This is a genomic window from Bacillus swezeyi, from assembly GCF_030908325.1.
GTDB classification, from domain to species: Bacteria; Bacillota; Bacilli; order Bacillales; family Bacillaceae; genus Bacillus; species Bacillus swezeyi.
The window spans coordinates 1,359,460-1,382,233 of sequence record NZ_CP133085.1; the positions used below are offsets into that span (position 1 = coordinate 1,359,460).

At 45.5% G+C, this 22,774-nt stretch carries 27 protein-coding genes and 1 riboswitch; of the genes, 18 read left to right on the forward strand and 9 right to left on the reverse strand.

Going from position 1 to position 22,774, the window contains the following annotated elements; translation table 11 throughout:
• Positions 1 to 11 precede the first annotated feature (11 nt).
• Positions 12 to 123, reverse strand: a riboswitch (SAM riboswitch).
• 77 nt (positions 124 to 200) lie between these two features.
• A complete protein-coding gene (locus RBH91_RS06475; RefSeq protein WP_307893876.1) occupies positions 201 to 692 on the reverse strand; it encodes a YajQ family cyclic di-GMP-binding protein in 492 nt (163 codons plus the stop codon).
• 157 nt (positions 693 to 849) lie between these two features.
• On the opposite strand from RBH91_RS06475, the gene RBH91_RS06480 reads away from it, so the two are divergent.
• On the forward strand, positions 850 to 1,698 hold the full coding sequence (locus RBH91_RS06480; RefSeq protein WP_307893877.1) for a CvfB family protein: 849 nt from the start codon (positions 850 to 852) through the stop codon (positions 1,696 to 1,698).
• 38 nt (positions 1,699 to 1,736) lie between these two features.
• Here the strand turns inward: RBH91_RS06480 and RBH91_RS06485 are convergent, their stop codons facing one another.
• Positions 1,737 to 1,859 (reverse strand): DUF3941 domain-containing protein, encoded by a 123-nt coding sequence (locus RBH91_RS06485; protein WP_094777300.1) that lies wholly within the window; start codon positions 1,857 to 1,859, stop codon positions 1,737 to 1,739.
• A gap of 158 nt (positions 1,860 to 2,017) precedes the next feature.
• On the opposite strand from RBH91_RS06485, the gene RBH91_RS06490 reads away from it, so the two are divergent.
• Positions 2,018 to 2,224 (forward strand): spore germination protein, encoded by a 207-nt coding sequence (locus tag RBH91_RS06490; RefSeq protein WP_076760326.1) that lies wholly within the window; start codon positions 2,018 to 2,020, stop codon positions 2,222 to 2,224.
• Between the two features lie 40 nt (positions 2,225 to 2,264).
• Here RBH91_RS06490 and RBH91_RS06495 read toward each other — a convergent pair whose 3' ends face one another.
• The gene (locus tag RBH91_RS06495) at positions 2,265 to 3,125 is read right to left on the reverse strand and encodes a DegV family protein (protein WP_307893878.1); all 861 of its coding nucleotides are present in this window, start codon (positions 3,123 to 3,125) and stop codon (positions 2,265 to 2,267) included.
• A gap of 166 nt (positions 3,126 to 3,291) precedes the next feature.
• Here RBH91_RS06495 and RBH91_RS06500 point away from each other — a divergent pair, with 166 nt between their 5' ends.
• Together RBH91_RS06500 and RBH91_RS06505 are read left to right on the forward strand one after the other, a co-directional pair.
• Positions 3,292 to 4,134 carry a YitT family protein gene (locus RBH91_RS06500; protein ID WP_076760324.1) on the forward strand — a complete coding sequence of 281 codons (843 nt, stop codon included), beginning with the start codon at positions 3,292 to 3,294 and terminating at the stop codon, positions 4,132 to 4,134.
• Positions 4,135 to 4,150: 16 nt separating this feature from the next.
• Positions 4,151 to 4,606, forward strand: coding sequence for a BsuPI-related putative proteinase inhibitor (locus RBH91_RS06505; protein ID WP_307893879.1), 456 nt, complete (start codon positions 4,151 to 4,153; stop codon positions 4,604 to 4,606).
• Positions 4,607 to 4,712: 106 nt separating this feature from the next.
• Here the strand turns inward: RBH91_RS06505 and guaC are convergent, their stop codons facing one another.
• The 4 genes from guaC to RBH91_RS06525 form a co-directional block, all read right to left on the reverse strand.
• A complete protein-coding gene (gene guaC / locus RBH91_RS06510) occupies positions 4,713 to 5,693 on the reverse strand; it encodes a GMP reductase (protein WP_307893880.1) in 981 nt (326 codons plus the stop codon).
• 215 nt (positions 5,694 to 5,908) lie between these two features.
• Positions 5,909 to 6,106 carry a DUF3813 domain-containing protein gene (locus RBH91_RS06515; RefSeq protein ID WP_076760321.1) on the reverse strand — a complete coding sequence of 66 codons (198 nt, stop codon included), beginning with the start codon at positions 6,104 to 6,106 and terminating at the stop codon, positions 5,909 to 5,911.
• 1 nt (position 6,107) lies between these two features.
• On the reverse strand, positions 6,108 to 6,248 hold the full coding sequence (locus RBH91_RS06520) for a hypothetical protein (RefSeq protein ID WP_164470220.1): 141 nt from the start codon (positions 6,246 to 6,248) through the stop codon (positions 6,108 to 6,110).
• Between the two features lie 99 nt (positions 6,249 to 6,347).
• Entirely contained in the window at positions 6,348 to 7,160 is an 813-nt protein-coding gene (locus tag RBH91_RS06525) for a Cof-type HAD-IIB family hydrolase (protein WP_076760320.1), read from the reverse strand.
• 122 nt (positions 7,161 to 7,282) lie between these two features.
• Between RBH91_RS06525 and RBH91_RS06530 the strand changes: the two genes are divergently transcribed.
• From RBH91_RS06530 to argF, 10 genes are all read left to right on the forward strand, one after another.
• Positions 7,283 to 8,050, forward strand: a complete 768-nt coding sequence (locus RBH91_RS06530; RefSeq protein WP_307893881.1) for a prolyl oligopeptidase family serine peptidase — start codon at positions 7,283 to 7,285, stop codon at positions 8,048 to 8,050.
• 64 nt (positions 8,051 to 8,114) lie between these two features.
• Positions 8,115 to 8,423 (forward strand): metal-sulfur cluster assembly factor, encoded by a 309-nt coding sequence (locus tag RBH91_RS06535; protein ID WP_076760318.1) that lies wholly within the window; start codon positions 8,115 to 8,117, stop codon positions 8,421 to 8,423.
• 57 nt (positions 8,424 to 8,480) lie between these two features.
• Positions 8,481 to 8,897, forward strand: coding sequence for a VOC family protein (locus RBH91_RS06540; RefSeq protein WP_307893882.1), 417 nt, complete (start codon positions 8,481 to 8,483; stop codon positions 8,895 to 8,897).
• A gap of 352 nt (positions 8,898 to 9,249) precedes the next feature.
• On the forward strand, positions 9,250 to 10,287 hold the full coding sequence (argC, locus tag RBH91_RS06545; RefSeq protein ID WP_307893883.1) for an N-acetyl-gamma-glutamyl-phosphate reductase: 1,038 nt from the start codon (positions 9,250 to 9,252) through the stop codon (positions 10,285 to 10,287).
• 18 nt (positions 10,288 to 10,305) lie between these two features.
• Entirely contained in the window at positions 10,306 to 11,526 is a 1,221-nt protein-coding gene (gene argJ, locus RBH91_RS06550; RefSeq protein WP_307893884.1) for a bifunctional ornithine acetyltransferase/N-acetylglutamate synthase, read from the forward strand.
• 11 nt (positions 11,527 to 11,537) lie between these two features.
• Entirely contained in the window at positions 11,538 to 12,314 is a 777-nt protein-coding gene (argB, locus tag RBH91_RS06555) for an acetylglutamate kinase (RefSeq protein WP_307893885.1), read from the forward strand.
• Positions 12,311 to 13,468 (forward strand): acetylornithine transaminase, encoded by a 1,158-nt coding sequence (locus tag RBH91_RS06560; protein WP_307893886.1) that lies wholly within the window; start codon positions 12,311 to 12,313, stop codon positions 13,466 to 13,468. The genes argB and RBH91_RS06560 overlap by 4 nt, the downstream gene beginning before the upstream one ends.
• A gap of 68 nt (positions 13,469 to 13,536) precedes the next feature.
• Positions 13,537 to 14,601, forward strand: a complete 1,065-nt coding sequence (locus RBH91_RS06565) for a carbamoyl phosphate synthase small subunit (RefSeq protein WP_307893887.1) — start codon at positions 13,537 to 13,539, stop codon at positions 14,599 to 14,601.
• Entirely contained in the window at positions 14,594 to 17,683 is a 3,090-nt protein-coding gene (locus tag RBH91_RS06570; RefSeq protein ID WP_307893888.1) for a carbamoyl-phosphate synthase (glutamine-hydrolyzing) large subunit, read from the forward strand. The genes RBH91_RS06565 and RBH91_RS06570 overlap by 8 nt, the downstream gene beginning before the upstream one ends.
• Positions 17,671 to 18,621 (forward strand): ornithine carbamoyltransferase, encoded by a 951-nt coding sequence (argF, locus tag RBH91_RS06575; RefSeq protein WP_307893889.1) that lies wholly within the window; start codon positions 17,671 to 17,673, stop codon positions 18,619 to 18,621. Before RBH91_RS06570 ends, argF begins: the two co-directional genes overlap by 13 nt.
• A gap of 37 nt (positions 18,622 to 18,658) precedes the next feature.
• Here the strand turns inward: argF and RBH91_RS06580 are convergent, their stop codons facing one another.
• On the reverse strand, positions 18,659 to 19,471 hold the full coding sequence (locus RBH91_RS06580; RefSeq protein WP_076760308.1) for an undecaprenyl-diphosphate phosphatase: 813 nt from the start codon (positions 19,469 to 19,471) through the stop codon (positions 18,659 to 18,661).
• Between the two features lie 182 nt (positions 19,472 to 19,653).
• On the opposite strand from RBH91_RS06580, the gene RBH91_RS06585 reads away from it, so the two are divergent.
• The gene (locus tag RBH91_RS06585; protein WP_076760307.1) at positions 19,654 to 19,833 is read left to right on the forward strand and encodes a YjzC family protein; all 180 of its coding nucleotides are present in this window, start codon (positions 19,654 to 19,656) and stop codon (positions 19,831 to 19,833) included.
• 75 nt (positions 19,834 to 19,908) lie between these two features.
• On the opposite strand, the gene RBH91_RS06590 is transcribed toward RBH91_RS06585, so the two are convergent.
• A complete protein-coding gene (locus RBH91_RS06590) occupies positions 19,909 to 20,094 on the reverse strand; it encodes a YjzD family protein (RefSeq protein WP_076760306.1) in 186 nt (61 codons plus the stop codon).
• Positions 20,095 to 20,334: 240 nt separating this feature from the next.
• Here RBH91_RS06590 and RBH91_RS06595 point away from each other — a divergent pair, with 240 nt between their 5' ends.
• The 3 genes from RBH91_RS06595 (at position 20,335) to RBH91_RS06605 (ending at position 22,764) form a co-directional block, all read left to right on the forward strand.
• Positions 20,335 to 21,069 (forward strand): hypothetical protein, encoded by a 735-nt coding sequence (locus RBH91_RS06595; RefSeq protein ID WP_076760305.1) that lies wholly within the window; start codon positions 20,335 to 20,337, stop codon positions 21,067 to 21,069.
• A gap of 81 nt (positions 21,070 to 21,150) precedes the next feature.
• Positions 21,151 to 21,726: a hypothetical protein gene (locus tag RBH91_RS06600; RefSeq protein ID WP_307893890.1), complete on the forward strand. Its 576-nt coding sequence runs from the start codon at positions 21,151 to 21,153 to the stop codon at positions 21,724 to 21,726.
• 87 nt (positions 21,727 to 21,813) lie between these two features.
• A complete protein-coding gene (locus RBH91_RS06605) occupies positions 21,814 to 22,764 on the forward strand; it encodes a BMP family ABC transporter substrate-binding protein (protein ID WP_307893891.1) in 951 nt (316 codons plus the stop codon).
• Positions 22,765 to 22,774 lie beyond the last annotated feature (10 nt).

The window sequence follows — 22,774 nt, forward strand, 5'->3', positions numbered from 1 at the left end:
AAATGTCCGTCTTCTTATCTTCCAAGCAGTCTGCTTGCTGGATTTAGCACCTTGGTCATGAATATTCATTCACCGGTTGCTGAGGCTTCATAGGGCCAGTCCCTCTGCCTCTCTTGATAAGAACAGCTATTCAATTTGTATTGTTTACTTTTACTCAATTTACCGAAAATCGGGGGAATAATCAACAGTAAATTAAGAATTTATCGAAAATTTATAAATTGGACGTCAATCGGAAGGTCGGCTTCTCTGACAAGGCCGATGATTTGCTGGAGCTCGTCTTTATTTTTTCCGGTTACACGGATTTGATCATCCTGCACTTGGGATTTGACCTTAAGCCCCGATTTTTTGATCAAATTGTTGATTTTCTTTGCGTTTTCTTTATCGATGCCCTGCACCAATTTGCCGCGCTGTCTGACGGTGCCGCCGGAAGCGTTTTCCAGTTTGGCGTATTCGATGTTTTTTGTCGGGACATTGCGCTTGATCAGTTTGCCGACAAGGACGTCTTTGAGCTGGTTCATTTTAAATTCGTCGTCTGAGACAAGCACAAGCTCGTCACCGTCAAGTGTGATGTTGCTTTTTGATCCTTTGAAATCATAGCGTGTGCCGATTTCTTTAAGAGCGGTTTGAATTGCGTTTTGAACTTCAGGCATCTCAACCTTTGACACGATGTCAAATGAGCTTTCTTTTGCCATGTGAAAACCTCCATCCATTTTACTTATGAGTCAATTATAGTAGAATAAGGTGAAACTTCCAATATGGTACGGTTTTGCCTGGCCGTTATCTGGCAATAATTTGAACATTGGAGGAATACATCAATAGGACAGGTGCATGAAGAAAGGAAGAATCAATATGAGACCGGGACAGCAATTAACTTTGCAAATAGATCACAAAGCCGACTACGGGTACTTTTTGACGGACGGAGATGAATCGATTCTCCTCCATCACAGCGAGATCATTGAGGATATAGATGGTCTGGAAGAAGTCGACGTCTTTGTGTATGTCGATCATGAGGGGCGCTTGGCGGCTACGATGAGAAAACCGATCATCAGCGCTGATCACTACGATTGGGTAGAAGTCGTGGATGCCGTCAGCGGCATGGGGGTGTTCGTCGATGTCGGGCTCACAAAGGATGCGCTTGTCGCCATCGAGCATCTACCGCCTTATGAATCAGTCTGGCCTAAAAAAGGGGACAGGCTGTACTGCATGCTGAAAATCACGAGCCATGGACGGATGTTTGCCAAGCCGGCTCCGGAGGATAAGATCAGCGAGCTTTTTCACGATGCTTCGCCTGATTTCATGAATAAAGAGCTTTCAGGAACTGTATACCGTCTCATCGCTTCGGGATCTTTTATGATTTCCGACGGCGGCATCAGGGGGTTTATCCATTCATCGGAAAGAAAAGAAGAGCCGAGGCTGGGTGAGAAGCTGACGGCAAGGGTGATTAAAGTCAAAGAAGACGGTTCGGTTAATTTGTCGCTTCTGCCGAGAAAGCAGGATGCCTTGTCTGTAGATGCCGAAGAAATTCTGTCCTATATAAGATCGAGAAACGGCGCGATGCCGTACTGGGATAAGAGCGATCCTGAAGACATCAAAACGCGGTTCAATATGAGCAAAGCGGCGTTTAAAAGGGCGCTCGGCCACCTGATGAAACAGGATAAGGTCTATCAGGAAGAAGGCTGGACATACGAGAAAAAATAGAGGAAGCGGCGGCGTTCTGTTTGGACGCCGCCAATTTTTTATAGATGATGCGGTTTTTTCGAATCTTGGTGTTTTCCGGCTTGTCTGTTCTTTTCGGCGAGCCGGTTTTTTTGCTGGTTGACGGCGTTGTTGTCAACCGGTTTTTTATCGTCATCTTTCATGAGGCGGCACCTCCCGTCAAAATGTTGCTTTTAGAATGCTCACCTAGGATGGAAACTATGTACTCTCTTTAGCCTGATGTTTTTTTGCCGGGAAGTTTATGCCTTCTAGTATCAACAGCATAAATATATTTATATGACCCAAAAAAAGGAGAAATGGTATGAAACATTGCTGTTCGGTTTACATTCATCATGTTGGAGACGGAGGAATTGTGAATTTTGGCGGGGCGTACAGGATTAGTCCGATCACGATGGAGAAAGTCGTCGAGGGTGCCGGAGGTCCAAATATCGGCCTTGCGGCTGCCGACTTTTTTGGCAGCCAGCTTTCACCGGCAGTCGGCGAAGAAACAATTACCGAAGAAAGCTGAATGATGAAGGCCTGCTTTTATAAAAGCAGGCCTGACTTCATTATCTTTTTTCTTTCCCTGGGAAAAAGATGGCCAAGGTTCCCGGACCCGCATGGGCGCCGACGGCTGAACCGATCATGTTGACGACGATCTCTTTCGGCTGAAATTCAGCTTCTATCAGCCCTTTGATTTCTTCGGCTGTTTCGGCGTCATCCCCATGGCTGATGCCGATCGTCTGATCGCTTAAATCCAGGCTTCTTTCTTTCATCAGCTCAATGATTCGTCTCAGCAATTTCTTTTTGCCTCTGATTTTTTCCAAGGGGACAAGCTTTCCGTCTTCAACATGCAGAAGCGGCTTAATATTCAAAAGCCCCCCGACAAATGCCGATGCTTTGCTGATTCTGCCGCCTCTGGCCAAGTAGGTCAAATCGTCGACGGTAAAAATATGTTCAAGATGTTCGCAAAAGTTCTTTACAGACGGCTCAATTTCTTGTATTGTATTGCCGTTAGTTGCGAGCGTGAGAGCGTGCTTTACAGCAAGCCCATAGCCTAATGAAGCGCATTTCGAATCAATGATTCGCAAATCGAAGTCCGGGAATTCTTCCTTGACCTCGTTTGCTGCCATTACAGCCGTCTGATATGTTCCCGAAAGCTCTGAGGAAAAGGCGATATATAAAGCGGGTTTGTTTTGTTCCGCCAGTTCACTGAAGGTGTCTTTCAAAAGCTTGAGAGACGGCTGGGAGGTTTTTGGCGCTTTGCCATTGCGCATCGCTTCATAGACGTCTAGAGGCTGAATCGTCAGGAGATCATCATATTCTTTTTCATCGAGAAGCACTCGTAAAGGAATGAACGAGATGTGATGCTCATCATAAAATGATTTAGGCAAATCAGCCGCACTGTCGGCTAAAAGGTGAACGGTCATTTGAACCCCTTCTTTCTGAAAATGGTTGATATAAAAAGGTTGCCGGCCTTCGGAGGCTTGGTTTCGTTTCAGATCAACTATATCATATATTTTAATATTGACGTTTTCAAAATATTGTTTTATGGGTAAACCAAATATATACGGAATAAGCGGAGGAACTCAAAAAATGGTCATAGCTGAAGCAAAAAAATTGTTCATTGTCATCATCGGCGCCTTGCTGAATGCCATCGGCTTAAATTTATTTCTCATTCCAGCAGATGTCTATGCCAGCGGATTTACAGGTGTAGCGCAGCTTTTATCGAGTGCGCTTGACCAGTACAGCCCCATCTATTTTTCAACGGGAACGCTGTTGTTTATTTTGAATATTCCAGTCGGCATTTTAGGCTGGCTGAAGGTCGGGCGTTCTTTTACGATTTACAGCATTTTAAGCGTTGCACTGACAACGGTGTTTCTAGGAATGCTTCCTGAAACCAGTCTGTCAAACGATATTTTGCTGAACGCCGTTTTTGGCGGGGTGATCGCTGCGATCGGCATCGGTCTGACGCTGAAATACGGGGCTTCAACGGGCGGTTTGGATATCATCGCCATGATACTGGCGAAATGGAAAGATAAACCGATCGGAACCTATTTCTTTATTTTAAACGGAGCGATCATTTTAACAGCAGGATTATTGAACGGTTGGGAGAAAGCATTATATACGCTCGTTACACTATATGTGACAACAAGGGTGATTGATGCGATTCACACCCGCCATGCCAAACTTACCGTCATGATCGTCACAAAGAAAGCGGAGGAGATCAAGGAAGCAATCTACGGAAAAATGGTCCGCGGCATTACAACCGTACCGGCAAAAGGCGCTTTTACCAATGAGCAAAAAGATATGATGGTCATTGTCATCACCAGGTATGAATTATACGATTTAGAAAAAATTATTAATGAAGTTGATCCAAACGCTTTTACAAATGTCGTACAAACAACTCAGGTTTTAGGGTTTTTCCGCAAAGATTAATGAAAGGGTTGAATGAATGCGGCTGATTTCAATGATTGTGATGCTGCTGTTTGTCGGTGGATGCGGTCAAAACGGGGAATACGGCCCTGACAAGGAGGTATCTGGAGAAGTGGAGAACAGGAGTGTTGCGTTAACGGTCGAACCGGTGCAAAAACCGGGGGAAATCGAATTTAAAATGTCAGTTGTGAACAATACGGACGAAGCGGTTGATTTTGAATTCAGCAGCGGTCAGAAATTCGAGCTAGTCGTTACAGATCAGGAAGGAAATGAGAGGTACCGCTATTCAAAAGGAAAGATGTTTACCCAGGCTTTTCAGACGATGACATTGAATCCAAAAGAGACATACGATTTGACAGATGTCTGGAAAGAAGTGCCCGAACCGGGTCAATATGAAGTGAACGTTATGTTCAAGGGAAGGACGGAACAGCTTGCTTCAGCATTGAGGGCAAGCAAAACATTTGAAGTGAAGTGAGAAGAAGCTGGTCTGGCCGATGAGATGACAGCATACAGCTGGGAGACTGGAACCTGATGAATGGTATTGAAAAGAGGCATCTTCACCAGATGCCTCTTTTGCATTTTTAATATTGATCTCCATTAAAGATGGAATTTTTGACGACTACATAATCTACATTACGGATCGCGTCAAGTTTTTTTCCTCCCGCATAGGAGATAGAGGATTGAAGATCCTGTTCCATTTCAGTCAGCGTATCCATCATCGCACCTTTATGTTCGACATACATCTTCTTGCCTTCTACGTTTTTCTTTTCGCCTTTTTGAAATTCTGAAGCTGAGCCAAAGTACTCTTTATAGAGCTTTCCGTCCTTTTCAATCGTTTGCCCTGGGGACTCTTCGTGTCCGGCAAATAATGAGCCGATCATCACCATGGTTGCGCCGAATCTGATTGACTTTGCAATGTCTCCATGGGTGCGGATGCCTCCATCGGCGATGATCGGTTTGCTTGCGGCTTTGGCGCACCAGCGCAGCGCAGCCAATTGCCAACCGCCGGTTCCAAAACCCGTTTTAATTTTAGTGATGCATACTTTTCCGGGTCCGATCCCGACCTTTGTCGCGTCCGCTCCGGCGTTTTCGAGCTCTCTCACCGCTTCCGGCGTTCCGACATTTCCGGCGATAACAAAACTATTCGGCAAATGTTTCTTAATATGCTGGATCATTTGAATGACGGCATTAGAATGTCCGTGTGCGATGTCAATCGTTATATATTCAGGTGTTATATTTTCTTCTGACAACTGTTGTACAAATTGATATTCCTCATCTTTGACCCCTACGCTGATGGAAGAAAATAAGCCGCGCGAGCGCATGTCCTTTATAAAACCGAGCCGTTTCTCGGGTTCAAAGCGGTGCATCACATAAAAGTAACCGTTTTCGGCCAATGAAACCGCCAGTTTCTCATCGATAATGGTCTGCATATTGGCCGGCACTACAGGCAGCTTAAATGTCCGTCCGCCAAGACTGACGGATGTATCGCATTCAGAACGGCTGCTGACAATGCATTTTGCAGGAATTAATTGAATGTCTTCATAATCAAACACGTTTTCCATGATATTCACCTCTAAAAACGAATAATAATTTTAATTTTATATAAAATGTTCGCCTTTTATAATGTACTCTCTTTTGCTTCAGATGTCAAATTTTTTGTATAACGATGAGGGGTGCTAAAGACAAAATCTTGATTTCATGATGAAAAAAAGAGTCTGTGCCGCCGGCACAGACTCTTTTTAGCTTGCAAGGACATGGTTTTCCTGCAAGTCTGTTTTTATGATAGTTTGTCTAGCTGTTCCTGAAGAGTGTGAAGCTCGCGGCGCTCTGCATCAGTGGAATTGGCATATGCGGAAGAAACGGCATTTTTCGCTCTTTCAATCGCTTTCATTTGTTCGCTCGCTTCCGCTGTGTTTGCCAATGTTTCAGCTTCCTGAACGGCTGTCTTTGCCATTTGAAACAATTCGTTTCTCATGTTACAGTCCTCCGCATTCCGTCGGACCGGTGCGCTGTTCAGCTTCTTCTAATGTGGAACGATAAGGGAACCTTTCGGCATGCTGTTTAAGCGAGTCTTTGCCTTGCTGAATAAACCGTTTCGATTTGCTTCGTTTACCCATCTTGACTGCCCCCTTAAAAAGAGTTGGACGGTCTTTTACGACCGTCTTCTCCTAGTATTGCCGTTTTAAAAACCTGTTTATGAATGGCAAATTATAAAATTATAAAGCGAAGTAATCCTTCAAAAAGTGAGCGATGCCGTCTTCTTCATTCGATTTTGCAACCTGGTCGGCAATGCTTTTGACACCTGTGATTCCATTGCCCATCGCCACGCCGCAGCCTGCGAATTCAAGCATTTCGAGGTCGTTGTCTTCATCACCGAAGGCGATGACGCGCTCAGGCGGAATACCGTAGTAATCCGTAATCTTTTGCAGGCCGACCGCTTTATTAATGCCGCTTTTGATCAGTTCGATGACATGCCATGGAGCGGCCCATCTTCTGTGGTCGACCATTTCCGCATGAACGTCTGACAGATAGGAACGGATCGCTGGAACATCCTCTTCTTTGGCATGGATGAGAACGCTTGTTACATCTTGGCCGAGATTTGTTCTTAAATCACCGACTGTGATATTCGGGCTTCCCATTGTAAAGACGTCAATCAATTTTTCATCATGGTAGTGGAAGTACACATCATCAACGATTTCAGCAAGTATATTATGTACGTTGTATGACTCGCTGACTTCAACTATTCGTTTGACCACATCGAGATCGAGCGATGTGTGAAATCTTCCCCAGCTCTCATCCTTCGGGTGATGGACGAACGCTCCGTTGAAATTGACGATCGGCGTATCGAGCTGAAGCTGATCATAATACAATGAGCTTGCCCGAAACGGCCTGCCCGTAGAGATGCACACTTTATGGCCGTCTTCCCGAAGCTGGCGAATGACTTGGGCAGAGCCTTCAGATATGGTCTTGTCATCTTTTAATAATGTACCGTCTAAGTCTAATGCGATTAAATATGGTTTTGTTTCCATAAGTGCTCCTTTAACCGTAAATTTAAAAGTTCTGACTTATCTATAGTGTATCTTTTTACCTTCTTTATTGTCTACATGTTAAACTGATGATGATGGACATCCTAAAGGAGGAAGAAACAATCGTGATCATAATCGAAAATCAAAATATGTCAAACATCCCTTTTTTACATATCGTAAAAGAGGATCAAAAAGATAAGGCTCTTCCTCTTGTTTTTTTTATACACGGTTTTACAAGCGCGAAAGAACATAATCTTCATTATGCATACCTGCTTGCTGAAAAAGGAATGCGCGTCATTTTGCCTGAGGCGGCCTACCATGGCGAGAGAGAGGGACAGCTTGCCCAAGAAGACCTAGCTTCCAGGTTTTGGGGTATTGTCGTGAATGAAATTAAAGAGCTGGACGTGCTGAAAAACCATTTTGAACAGGAGAACCTGATCGAAAACGGCCGCATTGGTGTAGCAGGAACCTCGATGGGCGGAATCGTCACACTGGGCGCTCTGACCCAATACGATTGGATCACCGCTGCTGTCAGTTTGATGGGCTGTCCTTCTTATGTAGAATTCTTCGACAAACAGCTCGAATTTATCCGTAAAAAACAAATTGAACTCCCTGTATCTAAAGAGAAAATTGAACAGCAGCGCGATGAATTGAAGCAGTTTGACCTCGCACTTCAGCCGGAAAAACTTAAAGGCAGACCGCTTCTTTTTTGGCACGGCAAGCAGGATAGCACAGTTCCGTTTGCACCGGCGCACCGATTCTATGAATCGGTCATTGACCAATATGAATCAAAGCCCGGACGGCTTCACTTTATTGCAGATGAACGCGCCGGCCATAAAGTGTCAAGGGAAGGCCTTTTGAAGACGGTTGAATGGTTTGACAAGCATCTCTAGAAGTACTTTCGTTTTAGAAAATATCCAAAGTGCGTTATACTGATGAAAAAAGGAGTGAAGAACTGTGGATGAAGCATTAAAAGAAAACATCATGGGCGCTCTTGAACAGGTCGTGGACCCTGAGCTGGGCGTCGATATCGTGAACCTCGGCCTCGTTTACGACGTCGATATGGATGAGGATGGAAAAACCGATGTCACCATGACTTTGACATCTATGGGCTGCCCGCTGGCGCCGGTTATCGTAGATGAAGTCAAAAAAGCGCTGGCAGATATTCCTGAAGTCAAAGAGGTTGATGTTAACATTGTCTGGAACCCGCCTTGGACACGGGATAAAATGTCTCGCTATGCGAAAATTGCACTTGGAATACAGTAAACACCTAAGAGCCTGCTCAACCTTTGACAGGCTCTTTTTGATGAAAGGGTGATGAGGATGACAAAGGTTACGCCATTTTTAATGTTTCAAGGACATGCAGAAAAAGTCATGAACACATACATATCTTTAATCGAGGATTCGGAAATGAAGAGTCTGGTTCGCTATGGTGCAGATGAACAAGGGAAAAAGGGGAGTGTTAAGCATGGTGTCTTTTCCTTGAAAGGACAGGAATTTATGTGTATTGACAGTCCTGTAGAACACGATTTTACGTTTACCCCTTCATTTTCGATGTTTTTGACATGTGATACAGAAGCGGAAATCGACAGGTTTTATCAGGAGCTGGCTCGCGGCGGAGAAGTGCTGATGCCGCTCGGCGATTACGGCTTCAGCCAAAAGTTCGGCTGGATTGTCGATCAGTTCGGCATATCATGGCAGATTGACCTTTCATCATCGAGATCAAAAAAGAACGCTTGAAAAAGCGTTCTTTTTTTCGCTGAAAAATGGGGGCCGCACTTTCCTCGGTTTTGAAAAGTGATAGATCGGGAAGTTAAACTTACGATTCGCTTTTTTAACCGCAAAATTGGGGTGAGCAAATTGTCAAATATGCTGTATGGAAATACTCCGTGCTTTTTGGGCGCGCGAAACGCGAGCCATCTGGCTGGAAATAGGCAATGCTGACGTGGTTTTCTGCGGAGAGTTCCAAGAGAAGGAGCGGTGGGATCATTCTCCAAGATGAATAAAAAAATATTAAATATACAATTGAATTAATTTTTATTCATGTTATAATGTTAAATAATTTCACAAAGACCAAGAAGGTGAACTTGTTTTGAAAATAGGTATTATAGGTGCTACTGGCTATGGGGGAGCAGAGATTACAAGAATCATCAGGTCGCATCCTCATGTGGGCGAATGTATATTATATTCATCGAGTGATGAAGGACTTCCATACCATCAGTCATATCCGCATCTTGTAAAACTGACGAATCAAATCCTTAAACCGATTGAGATTGAGCAGATTGCAGATGAGATCGATTTTTTGTTTATGGCGGCCCCTCCGGGTGTATCAAGCCGTCTGACGCCTCAGCTTGATTCATATGACATACCGGTTATTGACCTGTCCGGCGATCTAAGAATCAAAGATCCGTCTGTATATGAAAGCTGGTATAAAAGGGAGCCGGCTCCGGAACACGTGCTTGAAAAAGCGGTATATGGACTGTCCGAACTTCATCGGGAGGAAATCAAAACGGCGAAGTACATAGCCAACCCCGGCTGTTTTCCGACAGCGGTTCTTCTCGGTTTGGCTCCGCTCGTCAAAAACGGATTAATCGGCGAATCGTTTGTCATCGTTGATGCCAAAACAGGGGTATCGGGAGCCGGCAGAAAAGCTTCAATGGGAACTCATTTTTCAGAGATCAATGACAATTTTAAAATATATAAGGTCAATGAGCATCAGCATACACCTGAAATAGAACAGGCTGCAATGCGGTGGAACCCCGCTTTTAAACCGATCACGTTCAGCACGCATTTAGCGCCGATGACAAGGGGAATTATGGCAACCATTTATACAGAGCTGAAAGAAAGCCTGTCAGGTGATGAGCTGCAGCGATTTTTTTCTGATTTTTACCAAGATTCTTATTTTGTCAGAATGAGAGAATCGGGACAATTTCCGGCTACAAAAGAAGTATACGGCAGCAATTTCTGTGATATCGGTGTTGCTTTAGATGAACGGACGAACAGGGTCACGATCGTATCAGTGATTGATAATTTAATGAAGGGAGCCGCAGGGCAGGCGGTTCAGAACTTTAACATCATGAACGGCTGGAGCGAAACGGCAGGACTCGATTTTACGCCAATTTATCCATAAGACGGGAGAGAACAAATCATGATTCAGGTGAGTCAAGACAGCATAAAAAAAATAGATGGAAGCATAGCTTCTCCTAAGGGCTACGAGGCAAAAGGGATTCACTGCGGACTCCGCTATTCAAAAAAGGATTTGGGGCTGCTCATCAGCTCGGTTCCGGCGGTGAGCGCCGCGGTTTATACACAAAGCTACTTCCAGGCTGCACCGATCAAGGTGACGCAAGACAGCCTCAAAAAGGGTGCACACTTGCAAGCAGTGATTGTTAATAGTGCCAATGCCAACGCATGTACAGGTGAACAGGGGCTCTTGGATGCATATGAGATGCGTCAGAAAACAGCTGAAATCCTCGGCATTGAACCGGCGCTTGTGGCCGTTTCCTCAACAGGCGTCATCGGCGAATACCTCGACATGGAGAAGATTCAGAAAGGAATCGTCCTTCTCGGCGATACAAAGCCCGGCGAAGGTGATTTCGAGGAAGCGATTTTGACGACGGACACGGTGACAAAACAAACCTGTTATCAACTGATGATCGGCGGTAAACAAGTGACGATCGGCGGAGCTGCCAAAGGCTCTGGCATGATCCACCCGAATATGGCGACAATGCTCGGATTTGTCACAACAGATGCATGTATTGAAGAAGGTGCGCTGGAAAGGGCTTTAAGAGAGATCACAGATGTTTCATTCAACCAGATTACGGTCGACGGTGATACATCCACAAACGATATGGTTCTCGTCATGGCGAACGGCTGCGCCGAAAATGAATGCCTCCACGAAGGGCATGAAGAATGGCCGGTATTTAAAAAAGGCCTGCAGCTGGTTTGCACGGATCTCGCCAAAAAAATCGCGAAAGATGGTGAAGGGGCGACAAAATTAATCGAAGCCCAAGTCAAAGGGGCAAAAACCAATCTTGAAGCGCAAATCATCGCAAAGAAAATCGTCGGCTCCAATCTTGTTAAAACAGCGGTGTACGGGACGGATGCCAACTGGGGCAGAATCATCGCCGCGATCGGAGACAGCATGGCTTCTGTTACACCTGAAAAGGTGGAAATCTATCTCGGCGGACAGTGCCTCTTTAAAAACAATGAACCACAGCCGTTTTCCGAAGAGCATGCGAAGCAATATTTAGAAAATAGCGAAGTGGAAATCGCCGTTTATATGAATGAAAGCGAAGGAACAGGAACGGCCTGGGGCTGTGATTTAACTTATGAATACGTCAAAATTAACGCGAGCTATCGTACGTAAAGGGGAAAACAATGAGCAAAACAATCGTTTTTAAATGCGGCGGAAGCGTCATTCGTGAACTTTCTGACGAGTTTTTTCAAAATCTAAAAGAGCTGTTTGAAGAGGGATGGAAAATCGCAGTCGTCCATGGAGGCGGACCTGATATTACAAGGATGCTGGAAAAATTAAATATCCAAACAGAGTTTGTCAACGGACAGCGGAAAACGACTAAACCGGTATTGGAAGTCGCAGAGATGGTGCTGTCCGGTTCAATCAATAAGTATTTCGTTTCAGAGCTTGCCAAACATGGGCTTCCGGCGGTCGGAGTTTCGGGAAAAGACGGAGGGCTTCTCCTTGCTGATTATTTAAACGAAAAGGAATACGGCCAAGTCGGGCGCATAAAAAAGGTAAACGGACAGATGGCGGAAACGCTCATGGAAAAAGGATTCATTCCGGTCATTGCACCGCTGTCAATGACAGATGGCTGTGAGACGCTGAATGTAAACGCCGATTTGGCGGCATCCGCTGTAGCCGGGGCTTTACATGCCGATCAATTGATGTTTGTGACAGATGTAAAAGGGATCATGAAAAACGACGAAATGCTTTCAGCATTAACACCTGAAGAGATAGAGGACCTTATTGCAGAAGGCGTGATTTCCGGCGGAATGATACCGAAGGTGAACTCTGCGGCAGCCGCTCTTATAGGTCAAGTCAATGAAGTGATGATCGTCAGCGGAAAAGGTTCCTTTCTGCGGGAAGATGCATTTATCGGCACAAAAATTATGAAACAAAAGGAGGCCGTATTGTGAGTCATTTATTTCAGACGTACAGCCGCTGGAATATCAATATAAAAAAAGCGAAAGGCACCATCGCCGAAGATGAAAACGGAAAAACCTATCTGGATTTCGTTCAGGGAATCGCAGTCTGCAATCTCGGGCACTGTCCGGATGCGGTGGCAGACGCCATCAAAAAACAGCTCGATGATGTCTGGCATGTTTCAAATTTATTCAAAAACGACCTTCAGGAAAAAGTAGCAGAGCAATTGACAAACCACAGTGCCGGCGATCTTGTCTTTTTCTGTAACAGCGGAGCTGAAGCAAATGAAGCGGCTGTTAAGCTGGCGCGAAAATATACGCAGAAAACGAAAATCATAACGTTCAAGCAATCTTTTCACGGCCGGACATATGCTGGAATGGCGGCGACCGGACAGGAAAAAATTAAACACGGATTCGGACCGATGCTGACCGGATTTCATTACCTTCCTTATAATGAGCCGGAGGCATTCCAAACATTAAGCGGCCAAGATGACATTGCCGCGGTTATGCTTGAGACCATCCAAGGAGAAGGCGGCGTCATTCCGGCGGACAGAGAGTTTTTGCAAGAAGTTCAGGCTTTTTGCCGAGAAAAACAAGCTCTTCTCATTGTTGACGAAGTCCAGACGGGTATCGGCCGGACGGGAAAAGCCTTCGGATACGAGCATGGAGGGCTTTCTCCAGATATTATCACCGTCGCAAAAGGGCTCGGCAGCGGATTTCCGGTCGGAGCGGTTATCGGAAAAAAAGAGCTTTCAGAAGCGTTCTCACCTGGTTCACACGGTACGACCTTTGGCGGAAATATGCTGGCCATGGCTGCGGCCAACGCGACATTGAACATTATTTTTGAAAAAAGCTTTCTTGAAGAAGTCAGTGCAAAAGGAGAATTTTTGCAGAAAGAGCTTAAAGAAAAACTCCAATTTCCATGTATTAAAGAAATCAGAGGAAAAGGCCTGATCGCCGGCATCGAATGCGAAGCCCCCGTTCAGCCGCTGATCGAAGACCTTCAGAAAGAAGGGCTCCTCGTGCTTCCTGCAGGTCTGAACGTGATCAGGCTGCTGCCGCCGCTTTCGGTCGCGAAAAATGAAATCAGTGAAGCTGTCGAGAAGCTGAACCGTGTTTTTGCACATCATTCGTCGGTAAAACAGTAATTTTTTTTCGGATAAAAGGTATAAAAATTCATAAATATTATTATTTATTCATCAGAGGTGGGCATAAAATGGAAGGATACTTAGTTCTTGAAGATGGAACATCCTTCAGCGGAGAATTAGACGGTTTTGAAGGCTGTACCGGTGAAGTCGTCTTTTTTACAGGCATGACCGGCTATCAGGAAGTATTGACAGATCCTTCATATAAAGGCCAGATCATTGTCTTCACATATCCGCTGATCGGAAACTACGGCATCAATGAAAGCGATGATGAAAGCAAGCGTCCGCAAGTGAAAGGGGTTGTCGTCTATGAAGCGTGCGACCGATTTTCCCACCATCAGGCGACTAAAAGCCTGCGGGAGTACTTGGAAAAATGGGAAGTTCCGCTGCTGTCACACGTTGATACAAGATCGGTCGTCCAGCATATCAGGGCCAAAGGGACGCTCAATGCCAAACTGACCAATCAAAAAGACAGCCGGCCTGCTCCGCGCGAATCGGAAAATTTCGCGGCACAGGTGGCCGGACAAAATGAGAACGGCACATTTGGAGAGGGAGCGACACATATCGTCCTGATAGATTTCGGCTATAAAAAATCGATCGCTGCATCCCTCGCGAAACAAGGCTGTAAAGTCACGGTTGTTCCATATCAAGAGATGGACGGCATCTCCAAGCTGAATCCGGATGGGATCGTTCTTTCAAACGGTCCGGGGGACCCGAAAGCCATCCTTTCGTATATGGAAACGCTTCGGGAATTGATCAAATCTTACCCGACCCTCGGCATTTGTCTTGGACATCAGCTCATCGCCCTCGCCTTTGGCGGTGACACGTATAAACTTCCATTCGGCCACAGGGGAGCCAATCATCCGGTGATTGACAGAGAAACCGGACGCGTTTTCATGACGAGCCAAAATCATAGCTATGTCGTTGATGAAACGACGATCAGCACAAAGGAATTCTCAGTCAGGTTTCATCATGTAAATGACGGTTCGGTAGAAGGGCTGATGCATAAAACATTGCCTGTCATATCTGTGCAGTTTCATCCTGAAGCCCATCCGGGACCGGTCGAAAGCGAGTGGATTTTCAACGAATATTTGCAGAAATTGAACGAAGCAAGGAGAGAAGTCATCCATGCCTAAAGATCACAGCATAGAAAACATACTGGTTATCGGATCAGGACCGATTATCATCGGGCAGGCCGCAGAATTTGACTACTCGGGAACCCAAGGATGCATGGCGCTGAAAAGCGAAGGCTTTCGGGTCATTCTCGTCAACAACAATCCGGCGACGATCATGACAGATGAATCGTTTGCCGATGAGATCTATTTTGAACCATTGACGCTGGAAAGTCTCACTCAAATCATCAAGCGGGAAAAACCTGACGGCCTGCTGGCAAATTTGGGCGGCCAAACAGCGCTGAATTTGGCTGTCGAGCTTGAAAAAGCCGGCATTCTAAACAAATACGGGGTGAAGCTGCTCGGGACATCTGTAGATACGATTGAAAAGGGCGAGGACAGAGAAAAATTCCGCGCATTGATGAAAGAACTGAATGAACCGGTGCCGGATTCAGAAATCGTCGATAACAAAGAAGATGCGCTTCGTTTTGCGCTTTCCATCGGTTTTCCGATCATCGTACGGCCGGCCTACACATTGGGCGGAAAAGGAGGCGGCATTGCGAAGACAAAGGAGGAGTTTATGCCTTTGATCGAAAGTGCTCTTCTGGCAAGTCCGATTCACCAATGTCTTGTCGAAAAAAGCATTGCCGGCTTTAAAGAAATCGAATATGAAGTCATGCGTGACAACAACAATACATGCATCACCGTCTGCAACATGGAAAACATTGATCCCGTTGGCATTCACACAGGGGACTCGATCGTGGTCGCCCCTTCGCAGACATTAACAGATACAGACTATCAAATGCTGCGTTCGGCAAGCTTGAAGATTATTTCCGCGCTGGATGTGGTCGGCGGCTGCAATATTCAATTTGCGTTAGACCCCGAAAGCAAAAACTATTACGTGATCGAAGTGAATCCGAGGGTCAGCCGATCTTCCGCCCTCGCTTCAAAAGCGACCGGCTATCCGATTGCGAAAATGGCTGCCAAACTTGCTGTCGGCTATACGCTTGACGAGCTGAAAAACCCGCTGACAGATTCGACATATGCCAGCTTTGAGCCAGCGCTTGATTATGTTGTCGTTAAATTTCCGCGCTGGCCGTTTGACAAGTTTAAACATGCCGACCGTAAGCTCGGCACGAAAATGAAAGCGACAGGGGAAGTCATGGCGATCGATCGCAATCTTGAAGCGGCTCTGCAAAAAGCGGTCGCATCCCTTGAGCTGAAAACGGCCGGAACCCATTTACCGGAGCTTGGCGGCGTCTCTTCAGATGCTTTATGGAAGCTGCTTGAGACGCCTGATGACCGCCGCTTCTTTGCGGTCATGGAACTGTTAAGCCGCGGAATTTCAATCGAAGACATCCATGAGAAAACGAAGATTGACTACTATTTCCTTTATGTGTTTTCAAACATGATTCAACTTGAAAACACGCTGATGGAAGAGGGCTGCGTCCTTTCTTGCGATCTTTTGAAAAAGGCGAAGGAAAAGGGATTCACCGACTCGACGATCGCTTCTTTAATCGGAAAAACGGAGGAAGAAGTCCGCGCGCTCCGCAAGCAAAAAGGCATAACGGCTTCCTTTAAAATCGTCGATACGTGCGCCGCGGAATTTGATGCGAAGACGAATTATTTTTACTCAACCTATTTTGGAGCAAGCGATGGAGACTTCTCCAAAAAAACGAAAAAGCGGGTGTTGATCATCGGCTCCGGACCGATTCGGATCGGCCAGGGAGTGGAGTTTGACTACAGCGCCGTGCACGGCGTCATGACGATGAAAAGCCTCGGGTTTGAAACGATCATGCTGAACAACAACCCGGAAACGGTCAGCACGGACTATGAAATGGCAGACCGCCTGTACTTTGAACCGATTACGCCCGAACATATTTTAAATGTGGCTGAAGCTGAAGACATTGATTTTGCAATTGTTCAATTCGGCGGCCAATCCGCCATCAATGTGGCGGAAGCGATCGAAAAAGCGGGCGTCACTCTTTTGGGAACCTCTTCAGACACACTTGATGTCCTTGAAGACCGCGATCAATTTTATCAGCTGCTTGATGATCTTGGCATCACTCATGCCAAAGGGGAAACGGCATCGTCAAAAACAGAAGCGGTGCAAAAAGCAAATGAGATCGGCTATCCGGTCCTGATCAGACCGTCCTATGTCATCGGCGGGATGGGCATGATGATCGTTCATTCTGAAGATGGGCTCCTCGAGCTGCTTGAAGGTGCAGCGGCGATGCCATATCCGATTCTGATCGATCAATACATTTCCGGAAAGGAATTTGAAATCGACCTTGTCAGCGACGGACAGGACATTTATATCCCAACCTATATCGAACATATTGAAAAGGCCGGTGTGCATTCTGGCGACAGTTATGCGATCCTGCCGGGGCCGTCCGTGACAGATAAGATGAAGCGCTCTGCAGAATCGGCAGCGGCAAAAATCGTCCGCAAGCTCGACTTTAAAGGGATTATGAATATTCAATTCATCGCTGATGCAGATGAGCTGCTCATCCTCGAAGTCAACCCGAGAGCAAGCCGGACTGTACCCGTCGTCAGCAAAGTGATGGGTGTACCGCTGATTCCGCTGGCATCTAAGCTTTTGGCCGGTTTGACATTAAAAGAGCTGAAACCAGATTCACAAAACAGCCGCGGTGTAGCCGTGAAGTTTCCGGTTTTTTCATCACATGCCATTCAGGATGTCGATTTGAAGCTCGGACCTGAAATGAAGTCGACCGGGGAAGGCATGTATGTCGGGTACAGTCCTGAAAGCGCCCTGAAGAAAATTTTTGCGGGCGTCTGGAAGACGAAAGGCTGCATCTACCTTGAAGAAGCCGGCGACCTGAAGTCTCTCGCAGAGCAAGCGGGATTCACCGTTCAGTCTGCCGATTTTGCAAGCTGGATCAAAAGGGAGGACAAAGCGCTTCACATCAATTTGACCGATTCGAACGAGGCGAAACTGCAGCGGATGGAAGCCATTACCCACGGTGTGGCGGTAATGACGGAAGAAGAGACGGTGCGGGCATTTTTAGCAAGCGGAAATGGATCGACACAATCGGTCTCACTAAAAGACTTATATAAAAAGGAAGTGGAAACATGTCTACAGTAAACATCGGGGTGTCCCCGCAGACCAATTTGTCCGGCAAGGATTTTTTAAGCCTGAAGGACTTTACAAAAGAAGAGATCCTTTATTTGCTGCAGGAAGCAGCCGCCATGAAACAAAAGAAAATTCAAAACGTCTTTAAAGGAAAGACATTGGCGATGATTTTTGAAAAATCATCGACGAGAACGCGTGTCTCGTTTGAAGCGGGAATGGCTCAGCTTGGCGGAAGCGCCTTATTTTTAAGCAGCAAAGACATGCAGCTCGGCAGAGGCGAAACAATCGCTGATACGGCAAAAGTGCTGTCAGGCTATGTTGATGCGATCATGATCCGCACATTTGAACACGAAAAAGTTGAAGAGCTTGCACTGCACGCGGAAGTCCCAGTTATCAACGGTTTGACCGACCTTTTTCATCCGTGCCAGGCGCTCGCAGATCTTTTGACAATTCAAGAAACGAAAGGAACCTTGGACGGACTGAAAGCCGTCTATGTGGGAGATGGAAACAATGTCGCGCATTCGCTTTTAATCGCCTGTGCAAAAGTCGGCTGCAGCATTACGATTGCATCGCCTAAAGGCTATGAACCGGATCAGGAAGTTGTTCAGCTTGCCAAGACATTTGCCGAAGAATCAGGTGCGGAAGTGAACATTACACATGATCCCGAATCAGCTGTCAAGAATGCTGATGTCATTTATTCCGATGTTTTCACAAGCATGGGACAGGAAGCAGAGGCAAACGAACGGCTGAATGTCTTTAAACCATATCAAGTCAACGGCTCACTCGTCTCCCACGCCAAACCAGATTACATCTTTCTGCACTGTCTTCCGGCGCACCGGGAAGAAGAAGTCACGGCGGAGATCATTGACGGGCCGAATTCAGCCGTATTCCAGCAGGCTGAAAACCGTCTTCATGTGCAAAAAGCCTTGCTGAAAGCATTGCTTGCTTAAACGAAAAACTGCTGATCAAAAAGATCAGCAGTTTTATTTATGCGAAGATGAATACCGCGATACCGATGATAAAGCAGTAGATTGAGAAATAAATCAAATTCCCTTTCGCCATAATATTCATGAACCAGCGCAATGAAAAATATGTGGCAATAATGGATGCGATGAACGCAAACAAATAAGGAAGGAAAAGCTCTGATAAACGCGGATCTTGAAAAATGTCGGTAATGCTTAAAATGGTTCCGCCCAGACTGATTGGTATGTACAATAAAAATGAAAAGCGCAGCGCAGTATCTGATTTGAGTCCGAGCGCCATGGCCGGTACAATCGTCGCTCCTGAACGGCTGATGCCGGGTACGAGTGCAATCATTTGCGAAAGTCCGATGATCACGGCGTCTTTCAATCTCATTTCCCCATCGTTTTTCCGTCCGCGCAGATTTCGAATCAAAAACAATGCCAAACCTGTGATCAGCAGTGTGACAGCGGTGATCCGCACACCGTCTTTGAAGAAAGCGGAAATTTCGTCGTCAAATAAAACGCCGACGACACCTGCGGGAATCGTTGCAATGATCAAATAAACGATAAATCTGAAATCGGCTTTTCCTTTTTCATTTTTTGCCGCCACATAGGACAATCCGTTTGTTGCCAGTCGAATGATATCATTTTTATAAACGAGCAAAACGGCAATCAAAGAGCCTGCATTCATCAAAAGTTCAAAGCTGAACCCTTCAATTTCCAAGCCTAAAAAATGCTGTGCCAGCACGAGGTGTCCGCTTGATGAGACTGGGATCGGTTCGGTAAACCCCTGCAGCAGCCCCAAAAGGATATACTTTATCATCATTAAAAAATCCATTTTTCTCCTCCGTTTCTAAAGTGAATCTGACGCCCTTTTAACAGACGGTAAGAAAAGGCGGTTAGTTTCAATATTCAAGCGCTTTTTACATTAAACTACATAAAACAAATGAATGTAAAGATAAAATAAACATGTTTTTCTCCGGAACAGGGCAATCTAATCTCTAAAAAGGGGTGAAACATATGGGACAGCAGCATCAATTCCGCCCGGGCCAAAAAGCGCCTAACAATGGTGTATATGTTGAAATCGGAGAAACAGGGAGCATGGTGAAAAATCCGCAGCAAATCAAATTGTCAGCCGGTGAATTTTTCCCTGAGAACTCCAACCATAACCGACTTTGGACATATAAAAGAAAGCCTTAAAAAACAGCCGTCCTTTTTTGGACGGCTGTACATCAAAGTTCGAGAAAACAAAAACCCCGCTTTAAAGCAGGGTTTTTAATGTTGACTCGCATCCTGTTTAACAGGCATAATTTCTCCAAGAACAATAACGGCTACAGTGATGATCACGCCCATAATTGAACTGGTCTGAAAGTCATATGCAGCACCGTTCATGGCGCCGACAATGTAGCAGGCCATTTGCGTCAAAACAAATGTCCAAATAAAAGTCATGACAAAACGCACGTTTCACACCTCGTCCTTCGCATTCAATTCTAAAACTTATCATACCACACATAAAGTAAACGAGAAAGGGCATTTTAGTGAACAAGATAAGGCTTTCAACACTTTTTTTCAGAAATATCAGAATGGGAGATTTATTAAAAATTCATTTTCATCTTGCGACTGGGACTTTTCCTTATTCGTTTGATCCGTTCTCTACATAAAATAATGAGCAGATTACGGCAGGAAGGAGGCAGGCAAGCGATGAAAATAACTGAACGTTTTTTCAAAGTCGGCTCAGAATGGAACGTGATTCATCTTCCATACAGACCAAACGGTTTTGCGGTTTTTATTTTCGGCGACCGCAACCATTTCGTCGGGGAAGAATCGAGCTTTTGGATGCAGCATCACGGCAGAAATCAGCTTCTGACAAGTTTAAGAAACCAGGGCTACACGCTTGTGAACAGCAATTTATTCGGCAGGCACTGGGGCTCAGAAAAAGCGGTTCATTACGCGAAGCAGCTGATTCACTATGTGTTCAGGCAGGAGATTTTAAATGAAAAAATTCATCTGCTGGCAGAGGGAACAGGCGCTCTCGTAGCTGATGAACTTCTCCGCTCGATTCCGGATCAAATACGTTCTGCAGCGATGCTTAATCCTTGCCTCGATCTTCAGGCTCAACATCAAAGGGAAAAAGACAATAAATTTTTTTATAAGCAGTTTATTAAAGAGATTGCAGACAGCTACGGTATTTCTGAACGAGAGGCCGCCGATTACCCGTTCAAAAGCATATCCCCTTATCACAATCTTGTGCCTGTCCATATTTGGCAAAGGCTGAACGGTTCTTCATATCCGTATATGATCCATGCAAAAACGTTTGAGGAGCGTCAGAAAAAAGGCGATTATCAAGTGGGGCTGACCCTGCACTTATTTGATCATCCGCAGCGCATCTATTCAGCGATCGCTCATTTTTTCAAAAGGCATGAAAAAGTATTATAGAGAATAGAATGATAGCAGCCCGTTTTTGATCAGGGCTGTTTTTACTTGGCAGAACAGCTGAATCGAAAGGTGGTCTGGCACATGAAATCCGCGCTGGTGTATGGAGCAGATGAATTCTTCGGCCTTTCATTTTGCGAATGTCTTCTTGAAGAGGGCGTAGACATTGGGGTCAAATTAGATGATCCGAGTGATGAAACCAAACGGCTTTACCTTGAAGAGCGGCTGATGTGGCTGGTGAGAAACCAACATTTCCGCATGATTGAAAAAGAGCCTGAAACCGAGTATGATAAGGTTTTTATCCAATATACAGGCTGCATGCTTGATGAAGAGCTCGATGACTTGATTCAAAACAAGCCTGTTTTTCTATTTGTCTATGAGCATCAAATGGTAGAGGATTTAAGAGAGCGTTTTGAACAAAAAGGCGCGGACATCATCGTTCTCCCGGACATGTACGGTCCGTGGGACGTCCGGGAAGATGACGGTGTACAAAGGGAATCGTGTTTTTTTGTGGATGACATAGCAGCTCAGCTCGCCGTTTACACAGCTCAAAACGATCCTTCGGGGTTGCAGTTCAAACAGCAAACGACAGCAGAAGAGGCGGATGCCATAATTGAGGAATGGAAAAGACAAATGTCTACATTTTTCGACAAAAAATAAGAAAGATCTTCCTTATTTGCACTTGAAAGGATACAATAAAGATAGATTAGATTTGCTTGTTTGTTTTGAAAGGGAGTTGAACATGGCATGGTGTACAGGCTTGGCGTGATTTTTTTGATTCTCTTTGTTCTGGGCGGCTGCGGATCATCGCCGCTGACAGGGAAAATTGAAAAAGTCGGGTTGCTTGTCCCTGATACAATAAGTGATCAAGTATGGGGAACGAAAGGATATAAAGGCTTATTAAGAATACAGTCTGTTTTCAATGTCGATGTCTACTATAAAGAAGGGATTGACAATGAAGCAGCAATCAAAATGGCTGTGGAGGATTTTCGTAAAAAAGGCGTCAATTTAATCTATGGACATGGAAGCGAATATGAAAAAATATTTAATGACATATGCAAGGACTATCCCGATATTCATTTTGTCTTAATGAACAGCAAGGCTGAGCATGACAATGTGACAAGCATCTCCCTTGAAGGAAAAGCGATGGGGTTTTTCGGCGGAATGACGGCCGCCCACGAATCAAAGTCAAAGAAAATCGGCGTGCTTGCGACGCAAAAGTGGCAGCCTGAAGTGAAAGGATTCATTGAAGGCGCGCAATACGTTGATCCGAACATCGAGGTTATCACAGAGTATGTAGGACAGTGGGATGATGCTGAAAAAGCCGTGGAACTGTATGAAAAAATGAAAAAGACCGGCGCGGATGTTGTGTATCCCGCCGGAGACGGGTATAATGTCCCTGTCATTGAACAAATCAAAAAAGACGGTTTGTACGCCATAGGCTATGTAAGCGACCAGTCGGAGTTGGGGGAAAACGTCGTTTTGACAAGCACCATCCAGCATGTTGACGAGGCTTACGAACTCACCGCCGACGAATTTAATAGAGGAGCGCTTAAAGGAGGCCAGCGAACCTTCGACATGCAGGAGGGCGTCATAGAAATGGGCGCGTTCAGCCCGGTCGTCGATCCATCATTTCAAGAAGAGATCAAAGGGCTGATCGAACAATACAAAAACACAAACAAACTGCCAAATGAATAATGAGGTGATT